General features: G+C 64.3%; 16 protein-coding genes, 1 tRNA gene and 1 pseudogene. 12 read left to right on the top strand and 6 right to left on the bottom strand.

Going from position 1 to position 14,754, the window contains the following annotated elements; all coding sequences use genetic code 11:
* Positions 1-63: 63 nt before the first annotated feature.
* From IVB47_RS17290 to IVB47_RS17270, 5 genes are all read left to right on the top strand, one after another.
* A complete protein-coding gene (locus IVB47_RS17290) occupies positions 64-942 on the top strand; it encodes an SDR family oxidoreductase (RefSeq protein WP_018455294.1) in 879 nt (292 codons plus the stop codon).
* 28 nt (positions 943-970) lie between these two features.
* A complete protein-coding gene (locus tag IVB47_RS17285; RefSeq protein ID WP_247462807.1) occupies positions 971-1,924 on the top strand; it encodes a dihydrodipicolinate synthase family protein in 954 nt (317 codons plus the stop codon).
* Positions 1,925-1,928: 4 nt separating this feature from the next.
* Positions 1,929-2,744: an NUDIX hydrolase gene (locus IVB47_RS17280; protein ID WP_247462805.1), complete on the top strand. Its 816-nt coding sequence runs from the start codon at positions 1,929-1,931 to the stop codon at positions 2,742-2,744.
* An 80-nt stretch (positions 2,745-2,824) separates the two neighbouring features.
* Positions 2,825-3,739 carry a DMT family transporter gene (locus IVB47_RS17275; protein ID WP_247462803.1) on the top strand — a complete coding sequence of 305 codons (915 nt, stop codon included), beginning with the start codon at positions 2,825-2,827 and terminating at the stop codon, positions 3,737-3,739.
* 114 nt (positions 3,740-3,853) lie between these two features.
* Positions 3,854-6,541 carry a PAS domain S-box protein gene (locus tag IVB47_RS17270; protein WP_247286989.1) on the top strand — a complete coding sequence of 896 codons (2,688 nt, stop codon included), beginning with the start codon at positions 3,854-3,856 and terminating at the stop codon, positions 6,539-6,541.
* A 101-nt stretch (positions 6,542-6,642) separates the two neighbouring features.
* On the opposite strand, the gene IVB47_RS17265 is transcribed toward IVB47_RS17270, so the two are convergent.
* On the bottom strand, positions 6,643-6,993 hold the full coding sequence (locus IVB47_RS17265; protein ID WP_007603093.1) for a GrlR family regulatory protein: 351 nt from the start codon (positions 6,991-6,993) through the stop codon (positions 6,643-6,645).
* Between the two features lie 257 nt (positions 6,994-7,250).
* Between IVB47_RS17265 and IVB47_RS17260 the strand changes: the two are divergent.
* Positions 7,251-7,747 (top strand): annotated as a pseudogene (locus tag IVB47_RS17260) (hypothetical protein).
* 51 nt (positions 7,748-7,798) lie between these two features.
* On the opposite strand, the gene IVB47_RS17255 reads toward IVB47_RS17260, so the two are convergent.
* On the bottom strand, positions 7,799-8,182 hold the full coding sequence (locus IVB47_RS17255) for a VOC family protein (protein WP_018455287.1): 384 nt from the start codon (positions 8,180-8,182) through the stop codon (positions 7,799-7,801).
* A gap of 179 nt (positions 8,183-8,361) precedes the next feature.
* On the opposite strand from IVB47_RS17255, the gene IVB47_RS17250 reads away from it, so the two are divergent.
* The 3 genes from IVB47_RS17250 to IVB47_RS17240 all read left to right on the top strand — a co-directional run bounded on the left by IVB47_RS17250 (position 8,362) and on the right by IVB47_RS17240 (position 9,865).
* Positions 8,362-8,931 (top strand): hypothetical protein, encoded by a 570-nt coding sequence (locus IVB47_RS17250; protein WP_247463203.1) that lies wholly within the window; start codon positions 8,362-8,364, stop codon positions 8,929-8,931.
* Positions 8,932-9,091: 160 nt separating this feature from the next.
* Positions 9,092-9,637 carry a hypothetical protein gene (locus IVB47_RS17245; protein WP_247361837.1) on the top strand — a complete coding sequence of 182 codons (546 nt, stop codon included), beginning with the start codon at positions 9,092-9,094 and terminating at the stop codon, positions 9,635-9,637.
* 151 nt (positions 9,638-9,788) lie between these two features.
* A tRNA-Arg gene (locus IVB47_RS17240) sits at positions 9,789-9,865 on the top strand.
* 48 nt (positions 9,866-9,913) lie between these two features.
* Here IVB47_RS17240 and IVB47_RS17235 read toward each other — a convergent pair.
* From IVB47_RS17235 to IVB47_RS17225, 3 genes are all read right to left on the bottom strand, one after another.
* A complete protein-coding gene (locus IVB47_RS17235; protein ID WP_018455284.1) occupies positions 9,914-10,066 on the bottom strand; it encodes a hypothetical protein in 153 nt (50 codons plus the stop codon).
* A gap of 160 nt (positions 10,067-10,226) precedes the next feature.
* Positions 10,227-11,192, bottom strand: a complete 966-nt coding sequence (locus IVB47_RS17230; protein WP_247462801.1) for a helix-turn-helix domain-containing protein — start codon at positions 11,190-11,192, stop codon at positions 10,227-10,229.
* Positions 11,193-11,629: 437 nt separating this feature from the next.
* Positions 11,630-11,902 (bottom strand): hypothetical protein, encoded by a 273-nt coding sequence (locus tag IVB47_RS17225; RefSeq protein WP_081747828.1) that lies wholly within the window; start codon positions 11,900-11,902, stop codon positions 11,630-11,632.
* Between the two features lie 312 nt (positions 11,903-12,214).
* Here IVB47_RS17225 and IVB47_RS17220 point away from each other — a divergent pair, with 312 nt between their 5' ends.
* Positions 12,215-12,676: a host attachment protein gene (locus IVB47_RS17220; RefSeq protein WP_247462799.1), complete on the top strand. Its 462-nt coding sequence runs from the start codon at positions 12,215-12,217 to the stop codon at positions 12,674-12,676.
* Between the two features lie 26 nt (positions 12,677-12,702).
* Here the strand turns inward: IVB47_RS17220 and IVB47_RS17215 are convergent, their stop codons facing one another.
* A complete protein-coding gene (locus tag IVB47_RS17215) occupies positions 12,703-12,966 on the bottom strand; it encodes a hypothetical protein (RefSeq protein WP_027567447.1) in 264 nt (87 codons plus the stop codon).
* Between the two features lie 301 nt (positions 12,967-13,267).
* On the opposite strand from IVB47_RS17215, the gene IVB47_RS17210 reads away from it, so the two are divergent.
* Together IVB47_RS17210 and IVB47_RS17205 are read left to right on the top strand one after the other, a co-directional pair.
* Positions 13,268-13,714 carry a hypothetical protein gene (locus IVB47_RS17210; RefSeq protein WP_007603109.1) on the top strand — a complete coding sequence of 149 codons (447 nt, stop codon included), beginning with the start codon at positions 13,268-13,270 and terminating at the stop codon, positions 13,712-13,714.
* A gap of 101 nt (positions 13,715-13,815) precedes the next feature.
* Positions 13,816-14,688 carry a DMT family transporter gene (locus IVB47_RS17205; protein ID WP_027518539.1) on the top strand — a complete coding sequence of 291 codons (873 nt, stop codon included), beginning with the start codon at positions 13,816-13,818 and terminating at the stop codon, positions 14,686-14,688.
* Positions 14,689-14,754 lie beyond the last annotated feature (66 nt).

Raw genomic sequence — 14,754 nt, 5'->3', positions numbered from 1 at the left:
CGTGGATGGCCGGGGCAAGCCCGGCCATAACGGAGCAAAAGAACAAAACAGGGAGACGCCACCATGGGACTACTCGATGGCAAGGTTGCGCTGATCACCGGCGCGGGCGGCGGGCTTGGTGAGGCCTACGCAAAGCTGTTCGCGCGGGAAGGGGCCTCCGTCGTCGTCAACGACCTCGGTGGCCCCCGTGACGGCTCCGGCGCCGACACATCGATGGCGCAGCTGGTGGTGGATGCGATCAAGGCCGAGGGCGGCAAGGCGGTCGCCAACGGCGCCGACATCTCCACCATGGAAGGCGGCCAGTCGGTGTTCGACGACGCCATCAAGCACTTCGGCCGCGCCGACATCCTCGTCAACAATGCCGGCATTCTGCGCGACCAGACCTTCGCCAAGGCTAGCGAGTCCGACTGGGACAAGGTCATCAAGGTGCATCTGAAGGGCACCTTTTGTTGCACCATGCCGGTGTTTCGCTGGATGCGGGAAAATGGCGGCGGCGTCATCGTCAACACTTCCTCGACCTCGGGCCTGATCGGCAATTTCGGCCAGAGCAATTACGGCGCTGCCAAGGGCGGCATCTGGGGCCTGTCCAACGTGCTGGCGATCGAGGGCCGCAAGTACAACATCCGGATCTGGACGCTTGCGCCGGGCGCGCTGACCCGCATGACCGCAGACCTGCCCCGCTATAAGGAGAACCCCGGCGCGGCGCTGGGGCCGGACGGCATCGCGCCGGCCGTGCTATACATGGTCAGCGACTTGTCCGGCGACCAGACCGGCAAGGTGCTGGGCGTGTCCGGGCCCCGCGGCGTGCGCGAAATGCGGATGATGGAAATGGACGGCTGGAAGCCGCCGCACACGGGCTGGAAGGCCCAGGACATCGCTGATCATGCCAAGGAGATCTTCTTCTCCGAAGAGCAGATCAAGATGGGAGCGCGGCGGTTTTAGCCATCGACAGAGAGAAACAAGGACAACGATGAAACTCACCGCCGACGCCAAGGGCACCTTCGCAATCGCGCCGACGCCGTTCCACGATGACGGCCGGATCGACGAGCGCTCGATCGACCGCCTGACCGATTTCTACGAGGAGGTCGGCTGCGACGGCGTCACGGTGTTGGGCATTCTTGGCGAGGCGCCGAAGCTCGATGCCGCCGAGGCCGAGCAGGTGGCGGTACGCTTCGTCAAGCGCGCCAAGACAATGCAGGTGATCGTCGGCGTCTCCGCGCCGGGCTTTGCCACCATGCGCTCGCTGGCGAAGGCCTCTATGGACGCCGGTGCGGCCGGTGTGATGATCGCACCGCCGCCGTCGTTGCGGACCGACGACCAGATTATCGGCTATTACAAGCAGGCGGCAGAGGCGATCGGCCCCGACGTGCCCTGGGTGCTCCAGGACTATCCGCTGACCTTGTCGGTGGTGTTCACTCCCGCCGTGATCCGCAAGATCGTCACCGACAATCCCAATTGCGTGATGCTCAAGCACGAGGACTGGCCGGGGCTGGAAAAGATCTCGACGCTGCGCAATTTCCAGAAGGACGGCTCGCTGCGGCCGCTCTCGATCCTCTGCGGCAATGGCGGGCTCTTTCTGGACTTCGAGATGGAGCGCGGCGCCGACGGCGCCATGACCGGCTATGCCTTCCCCGAACTCCTGATCGACGTCGTGCGGCTTTCGAAGGAAGGCAAGCGCGACGCCGCCCATGATCTGTTCGACGCGCATCTGCCGCTGATCCGCTACGAGCAGCAGCCCGGCGCTGGCCTAGCCGTGCGCAAATACGTGCTGCAGAAGCGCGGCATCATCGCCTCCAGCGCCCAGCGCAAGCCCGGCGCCACCATTACCCCGGCGGCGAAGGCGGAGGTCGAGTACCTGCTGTCGCGCGTGGCCCGCGTCGACAAGCGCGCCAATCTCGGCCCGCAATCCAGCGCGGCAGGTTAGTCGAATGGCCGAGGCATCAGCATCGCGCCCCGCGTCGACGATCCTTCTGCTGCGCGACCGCGCGAAGGTCGACGGCAAAAGCCGCGACGAAATTGAAGTCTTCATGATGGTGCGCCATCATCAGATCGAGTTCAATTCGGGCGCGCTGGTGTTTCCCGGCGGCAGCGTCGATGCCGGCGATCAGGAGATCGTCGCCCGCTCCAACCTGTATTCGGGCGGCGAGAGCCTGAGCGAAGCGGACCGCGGATTTCGGATCGCCGCGATCCGCGAGACCTTTGAGGAAAGCGGCATCCTGCTGGCGCGGTCGAAAGAATCGGGCACGCCGGTGGATGCCAGGCGCGCCGGCGAGATCGCCGATGCGCATCGCGTCGCGCTCAACGAGCATAAGGTCAGCTTCCTGAGCATTCTGGCCGACAACGGCTTCCAGCTCGCGCTCGATACGCTGGTGCCTTACGCGCACTGGATCACGCCCGAGGGGATGCCAAAACGTTTCGACACCTGGTTCTTCCTTGCGGCAGCACCGCCCGACCAGCTCGGCGCACATGACGGCCGAGAGTCGACCGATTCGATCTGGGTCTCGCCGCGCGAGGCGGTGGAGGGCGGCGAGAGCGGCCGCTTCAAGCTGCCGTTCCCGACCACGCGCAATCTGATCCGGCTCGCCAAGCAGTCGAGCGTGAGTGCCGCGCTCGAGCACGCCCGCGGCATGTCCGTCGTCACAGTGATGCCTGTCATGACCAAGACCGATACCGGCCGCCAGCTCCGCATCCCCCGCGAGGCCGGCTATGACGGCGAGGTATTCGAGGTCGGGGCGATCGGCTAGGACACTTCGACACACAACGAAGTATCCGCGAGGGCAGACGCGCTAGGTTCCGTCCCTGACAACGGGATGGAGCACGCGACATGGACAACCGGCAGGACAACAACATTGTCGTCGAGCTGGCGCTGCTGCTCGCGCTCGCGACGCTCTGGGGCGGCTCCTACACCTTCATCAAGCTCGGCGTCGCCACCATTCCGCCGATCACGCTGATCGCGGCGCGCACCACGATTGCGGGCCTGCTGCTGCTCGCGATCATGTGGGCGCGGGGCATCAGGATGCCGAATGATGCCGCGACCTGGCGACGCTTCGCCTTCCAGGCAGTGCTCAACAGCGTGATCCCCTGGACATTGATCGCCTGGGGCGAGCGCCACGTCGATGCCGCGCTTGCGACCATCCTCAACTCGGCCGGCCCGATCTTCACCTTCCTGCTCACGGCGGTCGTGACGCGTCACGAAGCCACGACACCGCGAAAGCTGGTCGGCGTGGTCGCCGGCATGGCCGGCATCCTGCTGATCGTCGGCGTCGATGCCTTCCATGATGTCGGAAGCGGCCTTATCGCGGAGGCCGCTATCGTTGCCGCCACCATCTGCTACGCCTGCGCCGCGATCTTCGGTCGCGGCTTCAAGGGCCTCGATCCCATGGCGCCCGCGGCAGGCTCGCTGCTGGCGGGAGCGGCGGCACTGATACCGGCCTCGCTCATCGTCGAGCAGCCCTGGACACTGTCGCCCTCGCTGAGTTCCGTGCTGGCGCTGCTCGCGCTGGCGACCTTCTCGACCGCCGCGGCCTTCGTGATCTATTTCCGCCTGATCCAGACCCTGGGCTCGGTCGGCACCACCGCGCAGGCCTATCTCCGCGTGCCGATCGGGGTTGCCATCAGCGTCGCCTTCCTCGGCGAGAGCCTGAGCCGGACCGCCTGGATCGGCCTTGCCTGCGTCGTGCTTGGCGTCGCCGCCATGACCATCCCGGCCCGGCGGCCGGCCGGCGTCAAAACGTCATAAAACCGGAGCCAAGGAGGGCAGATATTAAGGATATTCGGCGGCCAGACGCATGTTCCCCCGGGACCGCAATACGTCGTATATTGGAGCTCCAATAGCCGGGTCCTCACATCACCAATGTCCGCCGAATTGACGCCGACCCCTGAGAAAAAGCGAACATTCTCGCTCTCCATCGGCCAGCTCACCTTCGGCAGCTTCCTTCTGGTGCTGGCGGTGATCATCGTCACCTCGACCGCGAGCGTGATCGCGATTCGGCATATCGACACGACTTTTGCCGAGCTGCAGCGGCTCCAGAGCGTCGGCGACCTCGCCGAGGACATCGACCGCCGCATGAACGAGCTGCGGCTCGCCGCGCGCGACTTCGTCACCGATCCCGGCGCCGGCATCCAGTTCAAGCAGGTGGGCGAGGCGGCCTCGACGCTCAGTGACATCCTGAAGAAGACGCGCATCGAGCTCGTGCCCGAGCAGCAGGACATGATCGACGGGGTCAGCGAGCGGCTTGCGACCTATCGCAGCGGGCTGGAGCGGATTTCGACCTTGATCGACCGCCGCGCCCAGCTGCTCGCCGGCCTGCCGCCGCTCCGCGACCAGTTCGACGCGGCTGTCTCCGGCACCGGGGACCGAGAGCTGGCGTCCCGCCTGTCGGAAGCGCAGAGCCGGATCGCGCTTGGATTGCTTGCGCGCAACCCGTCCGCGGCCGAGCAGGCGGCGCAGAGCATGCGGGCGATGGGCGTCGCCGATCCCAAGCTCAGATCGGCCGTCAACGACTACGCCGAGGCGATCATCGCGGTCGCGGTCCGTGAACGGCAGATCGCCGACATCGATCGCGAGGTGCTGGGAACGGAGGGCCGGCTGATCGGCCGCGTCACCGAATTGCTGCGCGAGGTCAGCGCCCGGCGCGGCCACGTGCTGTCGCGCGACTTCGCCCGCACGCTGACGGAGGCGCGCTGGCAGAGCATTGTGCTCGGTACCATCGGCGTGCTGATCGGCATTCTCGCGGCCGGCTTCGTGGTGCGGCGGACAGTCCGTCCGCTCGCCCAGATCGCGCGGTCGATCCGCGCGCTCGCAGCCGGCGAGAAGAACACCTCGATCCCGTCCGCCGATCTCGACAATGAGATCGGCGACATCGCGCGGGCGGCCGAAGTGTTCCGCCGCGCGCTGGAGGAGGCGGACACGGCGCGCGAGGCGGCGGTGCGCGCACTGACCGAGCAGCGCCTCGCCGAAGAGAGCTACCGGAAACTGTTCGAGGGTTCGGTCGATGGCATCTATGTCACGACGCCTGCCGGCGACCTCCTCAACGCCAATCCGGCGTTGGCGCGGATGATGGGTTATGACAGTCCGCAGCAGCTGATCGACAGCATTAACGACATCGCCCACACCATCTATCTCAATCCCGAGGCGCGCGTCGAATATCAGCGGCTGATGGCCCGCGACGGCATGGTGCGCGAGTTCGAATACCAGGTGCGCCAGCGCGGCGGCGACATCCTGTGGCTGTCCGACAGTGCCACCGGCGTCCGCGACGAGGCGGGCAATATCGTTCGCTACGAGGGCACGCTGCGCGACATCACCGACCAGAAGCGCGCGGAAGACGCCATCGCCGAAGGACGGCGCCTGCTCCAGCAGGTCATCGACACCGTGCCCGCGGTCATCAACGTCAAGGACCGCGACCTGCGCTACGTGCTGATGAACCGTTACATGGCCGGCATCTTCGGAATCGAGCCGGGCGATGCGCTCGGCCGCACCACGGCCGACCTGATGTCGCGCTACGGCGCGGCCAAGTCCGACGAGAGCGACAAGCGCGTGCTGACGCTGCGAAAAGGTCTCGGCTTCTACGAAGAGGAGTACATTGATTCGTCCGGCCACATGCGGCAATGGCTCGTCAACAAGCTGCCGCTGCTCGATGCCGAAGGCGAGATCGAGCGGATCGTGACCGTGGCGCTCGACATCGGCGAGCGCAAGCGCGGCGAGCAGGAGATGCGGAAAGCCAAGGAATCCGCCGAGACCGCGCTGCGCAATCTGCGCGAGACCCAGGCCTCGCTGATCGAGGCGGAGAAGCTGGCGGCGCTCGGACGCCTCGTCGCCGGCGTCGCGCACGAAGTCAACAATCCCGTCGGCATCAGCCTCACGGTCGCCTCCGCGCTGGAGCGCAAGACCGCGATGTTCACCGCCGAGGTCGAGCGCGGCGAGCTGCGCCGCTCTGCGCTAAACGACTTTCTCCACACCAGCCGCGATGCGTCCTCGCAGCTCGTCTCCAATCTCAATCGCGCCGCCGAGCTGATCCAGTCGTTCAAGCAGGTCGCCGCCGACCGCAACTATTCGGACCAGCGCAGCTTCGATCTCGGTGACCTCACCGAGCAGGTGGTGATGAGTCTGCGGCCGGGCCTTCGCAAGCACAATCTGACGCTCAATGTCGAGTGCCAGCCCGATCTGACCATGAACAGCTATCCCGGACCGTACGGCCAGGTGCTGACCAATCTGTTTCTCAACGCGGTGGCGCACGCCTTCCCGGACGGCCGGCCGGGGACCATCGACATCCAGGTGCGCGAGTCCGGCAAGGACAATGTCGAGATCATCTTCTCCGACAATGGCTGCGGCATGTCGCTCGATGTCCGCCGCCGTGCCTTCGATCCGTTCTTCACGACGCGGCGCGACCAGGGCGGCACCGGTCTCGGGCTGCACATCGTCTACAGCATCGTCACGAACAGGCTCGGCGGACGGCTCGATCTGGATTCCGAACCGGGCAACGGCACACGTATCCAGATCATCCTGCCGCGCGTGGCGCCGCTCGAGCAGGCCGCGGAATAGCTCACGCGTTTTCGAGCGAAGTGGATGCCGGCTTCGCGTGAAGAAAACGCGTCGAAACAACAATTGAGAGCTTCAGTTCTGATTCAATCAGAACCGAAGCTCTAGTCGGCCTCTGCAAGCTTGTGCAACGTCGCGCCGAAAATCTGGCTGGCCTTTCCGACCAACGCGGTGCCCGTCATGTCCCCGCGCGTCTCCGTGAACGTGCCGCTGACGCCGATGCCAACCGCGGCAGGTCCGCCGAACAGCGGATTGTCGTCACCCCGCGGCGAGGTGTGACGCTGGACCAGCACCTCACCCTTGAAGGTGTTGTCCTTCACCGTGTAGCTGCCGGTGTAATAGAGGTAGGCATCGCCGCCAAGAATCTTGCCGTCGCGAAACAGAATCACGCCGCTGCCCTTGCCGACCCGACCATCGAGCAGGTTCACGTGAATCGAATAGAGGCCGTTCTTCATAACGTCCCAAGGCCGGCCGCCATCGCCCAATGGCGTAACCGGTAGTGCATTTATGCCAAAGGGCATGCAGCCACGCAACGCGGCAGTTTGGCTGCCGACCTTGCGAGCTTGCCCGTGAGCCGTAATTGTCCCGGCTTGTCTATGACACTGCCATGACGGTCTGATCATGAAGCGAGGCCAGTCGTTGCGAATCAAGTTGGCCCGCGAAATGCATAACCATTGTTGCACTGGCCGCGGGGTGCTGGAGCAAGACAAACGTGAGCAACTGGATCGATTCCGGCGGCGAGAAGCCGCGTCTGTACGGTGTGCGTCCGACGATTTGCGAAACACGACAACGGCGGATCGGCGGCGCGGCACGCTGGCGAACCGTGGCGAGCCTAGCATGCGTCCTGGCCCTGATCGCACTCGCGGCCCCCTTCGGGCACGCGCGCGACCGCGGCCAGTTCGTCAACACCAATGCCGAATTGAAGGCCTGGTTCGACGGACTGCGAAGCGGCAAGGGGCCTTGTTGCTCCGATGCCGACGGCTCGGCGCTCTCGGACACCGACTGGGACAGCAAGGACGGGCACTATCGGGTCCGCGTCCCGCGTTATGGCTACGTGATCGACGGCCGACCGCAGGAGCTCGTCTGGGTCGAGGTGCCCGAGGAGGCCGTGATCTCGGAGCGAACCGGGTGGGGCGCACCATGGTCTGGCCGATCTACGGCTACATGGGCGTCGCCGTTCGCTGCTTCATGCCCGGCAGCATGACTTGAGGCACGCCGGGCGGCAACGTCGCCCGGTGAGCCGATGCGGCGCGCGCCGTGTCAGGTATATTTCTTGTCGCGCTCGAGCAGCTCGATGGAGATGCCTTCGGGGCCGCGGATGAAGCAGATGCGCACGCCGGGGCGGATCGTGGTCGGTTCGCGCGTGAAAGTGACGCCCTTGGCCTTGAGCTCGGCGGCGACGGCGTCGATGTCCTTCACCGTGAGACCGAAATGGTCGAGGCCTTGATGCGGGTGCGGCGGCGGCGGGTTGACCGCATTGTCGCCCTCGAGCGGCGCAATGAAGATCCTTGCGCCGCCGAGATTCACGTCGATCCGTCCGGGCGCTTGCACGATCTCGCCACCGAGGATGTCCCGCAGCCAGGCCGCCGTGGCCTCCGGATCGGGGCTGCGCAGATGGACGTGATCCCAAGTGACGACTGGCATTTCGTGTTCTCCCGACGGATCTTGATGTTGCAGCGCATGTTAGCGGCCTCGGCCCGTGACCGCCACCGCTCTTGCCGACTCGGCAGCTGCGCGGGAACCTTAGTTCGCCTTCCCGATTAAGGTAAGCAGTGGCCGAATCCGTTGTCGAACGTGCTTCCGCCGCGATCGGTGAGGCGACCATGAACGCCGGGTTTGACCGCATCGGGTTAGGGCGTTTCGCCGGGACCGGCGAACGACTGGCGCGGGCGGTGACGATCGCGAGCGTTTCATTTGGGCGAGGCTTGCTGTGGCTGTTGGCGGCAATCATCGTCGGTTGCGGCATCTGGATGCTGCTCCCCCTCTCCAGAGGCAACAGTGCAGAGCCGGTGACGTCTGAGATGGCAGCGGTCGCGACGGCGCCTTCGGGCGATGCGGCCGCCGCGTCGCCGCCTTCCGAAGCTCCGATTCCGACAATGGCAGAACTCGGCCGGATCAGGATTTCATCTCAGACCTGGCGCCGCGGTGGCCTTGGCTCGAAGGCGCTGGTGACGTTCACGCTGCGCAACGAGAACGACTATGCCGTAAAGGATGTCGAGATCGTCTGCGCCTTTGCGCGGCGCGATGGCAGTCATCTCACCGACCGCACCCGCGTTCTGGCGGATCCGGTCAGCATGAAGAGCCGCAAGACTTTTGCGCGCATTCCTGTCGGCTTCGTCAACGTGAATGCCGATCAGGCGAAGTGTTCGCTTGTGGCAGCACGCCGGACATAAGGCCGGCAGTGCCGGGTAGCGGAAAAGTTACTGTCCCGGGGGCTTGGCCGAAAAACTTGGCGTCGCCATTTGAACCGAACGGCTGGGCCAGGAACCAATTAAATGATCGCCTGTTAAGGCGGAGAGCCCACGCGGGGATGCGGCGGGCGGAGCGTGGCCAATGCCCATCTTTCGGTATTTCTTCTTTGTCGGTGGAGCCTTGCTCGCACTGCTGTTCGCGGCGAACTACGTTCTGCCGACTTCGCCTGTGACGCAGGCTATCGCAACCGCAAGCAACGAACAGCCGTTGATTCGGATCCGGTCCGATCGCCACCTCCCGGAGCGTGTCGTACTCGACACCAGTCAGCCGACGCTTGCCGCCCCTGCGGTGAAGATCGCCGCCGTCGCGGCTCCCCAGCCGCCCGTGGAGAGCATGTCACCCGCTTTGGCAGAGATATCAGCCAAGGCGCGGGTCCGCGAGACGTTCGCCCAATTCACGCCGGCCGCGAAGGCCGATACCGCTGCGGCCAAGAAGACCGAAGCCAGGACGCAAATTCAGCCGCAAGTTCAGGCGCAGGCCCAGCCCGCTCAGACCCAATCCTCTCAGCTCTCGGCGCAGCAGCCCAAGCGCAAGGTCGCCAGAACGCATCCGGTGCCGCAGCAAGGGCGGCCGATGATGGTGATGGCGCAGCAGCCGCATTTCGGCTTCTTCAACAGCACCTGGTAAGGGCGGGTCTGACCCGCCTCGAATCGAGGTGGGAAGGGCTTTTTATTGGCCGGCCTCTCTGCTAATTCGAACCCATCCGAACGTCATCCGGCCTGCTGGCTCGCCAGCAGCGATCTGGGGCGTCTCGGTTACGGCCCAGATCTGGGCCAGGGCGCTCGTAGCTCAGCTGGATAGAGCATCGGATTTCGATTCCGAGGGTCGGGAGTTCGAATCTCTCCGAGCGCGCCAATTGTCAGGCCACAGTATTCGGATAGGGCGCGAGGCCGTGAGCCGCCTCTATTTGCCTTGGATCTTCAGCCCGTTGGGACCGACATTGATTTGCAGGCCATCGGGCTGCTTCTTCGTCTGGTAGAGATTGTAGCCGAGCACGGCCGCCGTGACGACCAGAGCACCGATGATCAGAAACAATACGTTGCGGCTAATAGACATTTTCTTCCTGAACCACTTGGTTGACGGCGAGAAAAACCCCGCACGTAGGTCGCGCGGGGTGCTTCAGTGCGCTGCCAGCGCACCGCTCGGATAATGCAGTTCGAGGGAACTGGTTCCCTTGAGGCGCGCGCCGCACTGGAAAGACTGGAGCCGGGCCTGGTCAACCAGCCGTCGGACCGGCTTGCCGGCCCCGGGCCAGCGTGTCGGACGGCGCTTCGTGGAAGGTCGCACGGTAAGCTGCGGCAAACTCCCCCAAATGGTGAAAGCCTTGGGCGCGCGCGCATGTGGCGACGTTGGCGCCCCCGCCTTTGAGAAGGCGAGACCGCGTCGCCCACAATTTTTTCAAGCGAATGTATTGATGCAGGCTCATGCCACGCACCTTGCTGACGGCGCCGCCGAGCGTCCGGATCGAGACGCCGAACTCGCCGGCGAGATCGGCGGTATAGATCGGAGCAGTCGGATGTGCCGCGACGTAATCGTCGATCCGCTGCACGAGTTTGATCGACCGCTCGCCCTGGACGGAGGCACTCCGGTCCGAGAGCGGATCGATGCGAAACAGATCGTCGAGCGCGAGCAGCAGGCCCTCCTGGAGATGGGCGGCGACCTCGGTCGTTTCGAACAGGGCCGGCTGCACCGACGCGGTTCGCAGAATGTCGAGCAGGAGCTGCCGTATGTGGAGCAAAGCGGGGCGGTTCGCGACATAGGCCCGCAAATCGTCCGCCTGATCGAACCAGCCCCGGTCGCTCATGCCGGGTGAGAAGATGATCATCGCATGATGATTGGTCCGGCGTTCGACGAAATGGCATTCATCGCTGCCGCGGAGCGCGATGAAGAAACGCGCGTCCAGATCCATGCCCTTGGAATTGACCTGAAGGTCGTCCGTCATGGGCAGGATCACCATCCCCCCGGGCATCCGATAGGCGGCGTCGAGGATGCGCGCGAACGAGCGCATCATGACGATGCGGCAGCCGGGCAGGGAGACGACAGCGCGAGCCGCCGCGAAATTCCGGACGTCGAGCGGAATGCTTCTCGCATCCTCCATCGACTCGATCGGCCGAAACGCATCGACGTCGGCAAAGCCGATCAATTGAAGCGCCGAGGATGGGGCGAGGGCGTCGAACAACATGCGTGCGGCCGGCTGCTGCAATATGACAATCAAATGAACGTCGGAACATCGCCATCAATGGCGAAACATCGCGCTTCAGTAAACCGGATTCCGGGCCGTAGTATTGCGGACATCATGGCATGAAGCCGGCGGATCGATGTCGTCGTCAGCGGTCTCGAGTCATCGGCTGGCCGGAGGCGAGGTCGATGAAATGCAGCCGCGTGCAGGCGGGACAGGCGAAGGAGGCAAAGCTCTGCGCCTCCTGTCTCTGTTGCTTCTCAAGATGTGTCTGCACGTTCATGCCCGTCTGGGGACATCGAAAAACGATCAAATCGACCATCGTCGGAGAATGACGGCGTAGCGGATTTCGTCTTTGATCTAGATCAGTTTTGGAATGACTCCAGACCAACATCCTTGATCTCGCAAAAGCGAAGGGGCCCCAGAGGGCCCCTTTAGAATTACCAGCGGCGATAGCGTGGTCCGTAATAGCGAGGCCCACCGTAAAAGCGCGGTGCATATCGGGGACCGTAGTAGGGCCGCGGCGCGTAGTATCCATAGTAGTTCGGGCGCCAGAAACAGCGTCCCCAGGCGTCACAGACCATGCGGACCTGCTCGACGTCGGAAACCTGCGGCGTCGCAGGAGCAGGCGCGATGGGCATGGCGGACGCCGCCGATGATGCGACCAACGCACCCAGCAGGGTCGCAGCGACGAGGCCAATTCTAAGCTTCATGATGTCTTTCTCCGCTTACGCAATACAGGGATATCGAAGTTTGTTCTGATCAAATTGTGGCGGGGGCGAAATGTAATGCTGATGAACAGGTCTTCAGCCAGCCCGCCGCAGGCCTGACCTTTAGCTCCGCCAGACTATCCCAGGTTCGCGCTCTTGACCAATGCTGCGCTTGCGTTTGCGCTCCGCAGGACATCGCCACCATCCTTGATCCCGCGCAATTCACTGGTGCGGCTTCGTCCGTAAGCTGGCGTCGTGGCCAGCCTTTCGAGCAATTCGAAGAGCAGGCTCGCGAGGTCGCTTTGGAGCTGTGCAATGGACAAAATGAGAATCGACAAGGGTGACTGGCTGGTCGTGTGCGACGGGCGCAAGGCGCTCATTTTGGAAAACCTCGGCGACGAGATGTTTCCGAACCTCCACACCAGGGAGGTGCACGAGCAGCCCAATTCCTCGACCAGCGCGCAAGGGACCGACGCGCCGGGCAGGCTCCATGGCGCGGCCGGCAGCGCGCGCAGCTCGGTGGAGCAGACTGATTGGCACGACGAGGCCGAGCGCACCTTCCTGCGCAGCCTGGCCGGACGGCTCGATGCTGCCGTCAGCTCAGGCGAGACCTCGGCCTTGACCATGGTGGCCTCGCCGCGTGCGCTTGGGATGATCCGCGCCGTCTATTCGGATGTGGTGCGCAAGGCACTCCAGGGCGAGGTCGGCAAGGACCTCGTCAAACTGCCGGTCTACGAAATCGAGAAGCAATTGCTGCTGTCGGGCGCCGCCAAATAGCGGCCCCCGCGACGCGCCTGCGCCCCTCAGTAGCAGGGGTGCCGGCGGCGGTCCTGGCCGACATAGGCGGCTGCGCTCTGGTAGCAATGGTTGGTCGACGGGCCGTCGTAAAAGGCGAACGTCCCGGGAGTCATGCCGGGCCCGTAATTGTGGAGATAGCTGATGGGGTAGGGCAGCGGGTTCGTGGTATAGCGGTGGTAGCGGTGATGTCCCCGTGCCTCTGCGAGGCCAGGGGCAAGGATTGCGGCCGACAGGGCAGCAATCGCGGCTACAAGCTTCAACTTGCTCATCTCGAATCTCCGGAACCCGCACGAATAGGTCAGCCGTTTATAGCCAGTTCGGGCGGCCGGAACACCCGTCTGCAGCCCGGAAATCGGGGCCAATCCCGCAGATTCCCGGGTGGGTGTGACAGAATTGCCGGTTCTGTGGTCCAGACTTGCCCATTTTTGGCCTTTTCGAGATGCTTAACGAATTCCCCACACAAGTATGACCAAAGAGAATTCGGTTCAATATCCTGTTGCCGGCCCGAGGATCATCTTGGGGGTCCTTCGAGGCCGGTCCATTCCTGAAGGCTTTCGCCGTCACCTCGCCATGCGCATCACGCTTCTGAGCCTGCTGTTGCTCTCGGTCGTCGCCGCCACGCCGGCGCGGGCCGAGCTGCACATTACCCGCGACCACGGCGGCTATGTCGAGGAGTACAAGGCCAAGTACAAGCGCGTCCGCGAGAAGGGTGAGCGCGTCATTATCGACGGCATCTGCAATTCGGCCTGCACCTTGGTGCTCGGCATCGTGCCGATGAACAAGATCTGCGTGACGCCGCGCGCCAGCCTCGGCTTCCACCAAGCCTACTACGACAAGGCCTTCACCTTCGGCATCAAGGTCACCAGCGCGGAGGGGACGTCCGACCTGATGGCCTATTACCCCGACACGGTGAAGGACTGGATCCGCCGCAATGGCGGGCTCACCACCGACATGAAAAAGATCAAGAACGGCGTCGAGCTCTGGAAGATAATCGATCCCTGTCCGGACGAATGGTGAGCGGCTGAGCCGTCCGGTCCGTCGCAGCGCAGCATCGTCCGGACGAAATTGGCCGAAATTCGCATTGCCGCATTGGCCCCCGGTGGGGCAATGAGGCGGCAATGAATCATAATCAAGAAGCCCTGACCGCCCGCGCCGCGCCGATCCTGTTCGTCCTGCTCTGGAGCACGGGCTTCATCGGCACCAAATACGTCGTCAACAATGCCGATCCCTTGACCTACCTCGCCATCCGCATGGCGTTCGTGGTCGGTCTGATGGCGATCATCGTCGCGATTGCGCGACCGAAATGGCCGGACCGTATCGGTATCGCGCACAGCGCCGTCGCGGGCATTCTCGTCCATGGCTTCTATCTCGGCGGCACCGCAATCGCGATCGCGCATTCGATTCCGGCAGGGCTTTCCGCGCTCATTCCGGGCCTTCAGCCGATCCTGACCTCGACCATCGCCAACCGCTGGCTCGGGGAGAAGGTGACGCCGGTGCAATGGGCGGGGCTCGTCCTTGGCCTCGGCGGCGTCGTGCTGATCCTGCACGGCCGTCCCATGACCGGCGAAGCCGGGCTCGGCTGGCTCGCCTCCGTCGTCGCGCTGATCAGCATCACGCTCGGCACGCTCTATCAGCGCCGCTATTGCAACCACATCGACTGGCGCGCCGGCAATCTCGTGCAGTACGTCTCCGTCACGATCTTCTTCGCGATCGGCGCCTTCCTGTTCGAGGACCGCGTGGTGCACTGGACGCGCGAGTTCATGCTGGCGCTGGCCTGGCTCGCCGTGGCGCTCTCGATCGGGTCGATCGGGCTGCTGTACTGGCTGATCCGCCATGCCGCCGCCACGTCTGTTGCAAGCCTGTTCTATCTGGTGCCCGCCGTCACGGCGCTGATGGCTTATCTGCTGTTCGGAGAAAAGCTCGATGCGCTGGCGATCGCCGGCATGGTGATGTGCGCGGCCGCGGTGTTCGTGGTCAACCGACGCTTCTAGGACCGGCGAGCCGGGCCGCCGGAATACATCCCTGACGTGCGCGGCAGGATCGTGCTAGGGTCGGCG

The sequence above is a fragment of the Bradyrhizobium sp. 62 genome (assembly GCF_023073035.1).
Taxonomy (GTDB): Bacteria; Pseudomonadota; Alphaproteobacteria; order Rhizobiales; family Xanthobacteraceae; genus Bradyrhizobium.
The sequence above is the reverse complement of the archived record's forward strand: the minus strand, read 5'-3'. Positions and strand labels throughout refer to the sequence as shown.

Bases quoted from the DNA above. Each gene is read 5' to 3' on its own strand.
- IVB47_RS17290 (WP_018455294.1), top strand. From the start codon at position 64: ATGGGACTACTCGATGGCAAGGTTGCGCTGATCACCGGCGCGGGCGGC.
- IVB47_RS17285 (WP_247462807.1), top strand. From the start codon at position 971: ATGAAACTCACCGCCGACGCCAAGGGCACCTTCGCAATCGCGCCGACG.
- IVB47_RS17280 (WP_247462805.1), top strand. From the start codon at position 1,929: ATGGCCGAGGCATCAGCATCGCGCCCCGCGTCGACGATCCTTCTGCTG.
- IVB47_RS17275 (WP_247462803.1), top strand. From the start codon at position 2,825: ATGGACAACCGGCAGGACAACAACATTGTCGTCGAGCTGGCGCTGCTG.
- IVB47_RS17270 (WP_247286989.1), top strand. From the start codon at position 3,854: ATGTCCGCCGAATTGACGCCGACCCCTGAGAAAAAGCGAACATTCTCG.
- IVB47_RS17265 (WP_007603093.1), bottom strand. From the start codon at position 6,993: ATGAAGAACGGCCTCTATTCGATTCACGTGAACCTGCTCGATGGTCGG.
- IVB47_RS17255 (WP_018455287.1), bottom strand. From the start codon at position 8,182: ATGCCAGTCGTCACTTGGGATCACGTCCATCTGCGCAGCCCCGATCCG.
- IVB47_RS17250 (WP_247463203.1), top strand. From the start codon at position 8,362: ATGAACGCCGGGTTTGACCGCATCGGGTTAGGGCGTTTCGCCGGGACC.
- IVB47_RS17245 (WP_247361837.1), top strand. From the start codon at position 9,092: ATGCCCATCTTTCGGTATTTCTTCTTTGTCGGTGGAGCCTTGCTCGCA.
- IVB47_RS17235 (WP_018455284.1), bottom strand. From the start codon at position 10,066: ATGTCTATTAGCCGCAACGTATTGTTTCTGATCATCGGTGCTCTGGTC.
- IVB47_RS17230 (WP_247462801.1), bottom strand. From the start codon at position 11,192: ATGTTGTTCGACGCCCTCGCCCCATCCTCGGCGCTTCAATTGATCGGC.
- IVB47_RS17225 (WP_081747828.1), bottom strand. From the start codon at position 11,902: ATGAAGCTTAGAATTGGCCTCGTCGCTGCGACCCTGCTGGGTGCGTTG.
- IVB47_RS17220 (WP_247462799.1), top strand. From the start codon at position 12,215: ATGGACAAAATGAGAATCGACAAGGGTGACTGGCTGGTCGTGTGCGAC.
- IVB47_RS17215 (WP_027567447.1), bottom strand. From the start codon at position 12,966: ATGAGCAAGTTGAAGCTTGTAGCCGCGATTGCTGCCCTGTCGGCCGCA.
- IVB47_RS17210 (WP_007603109.1), top strand. From the start codon at position 13,268: ATGCGCATCACGCTTCTGAGCCTGCTGTTGCTCTCGGTCGTCGCCGCC.
- IVB47_RS17205 (WP_027518539.1), top strand. From the start codon at position 13,816: ATGAATCATAATCAAGAAGCCCTGACCGCCCGCGCCGCGCCGATCCTG.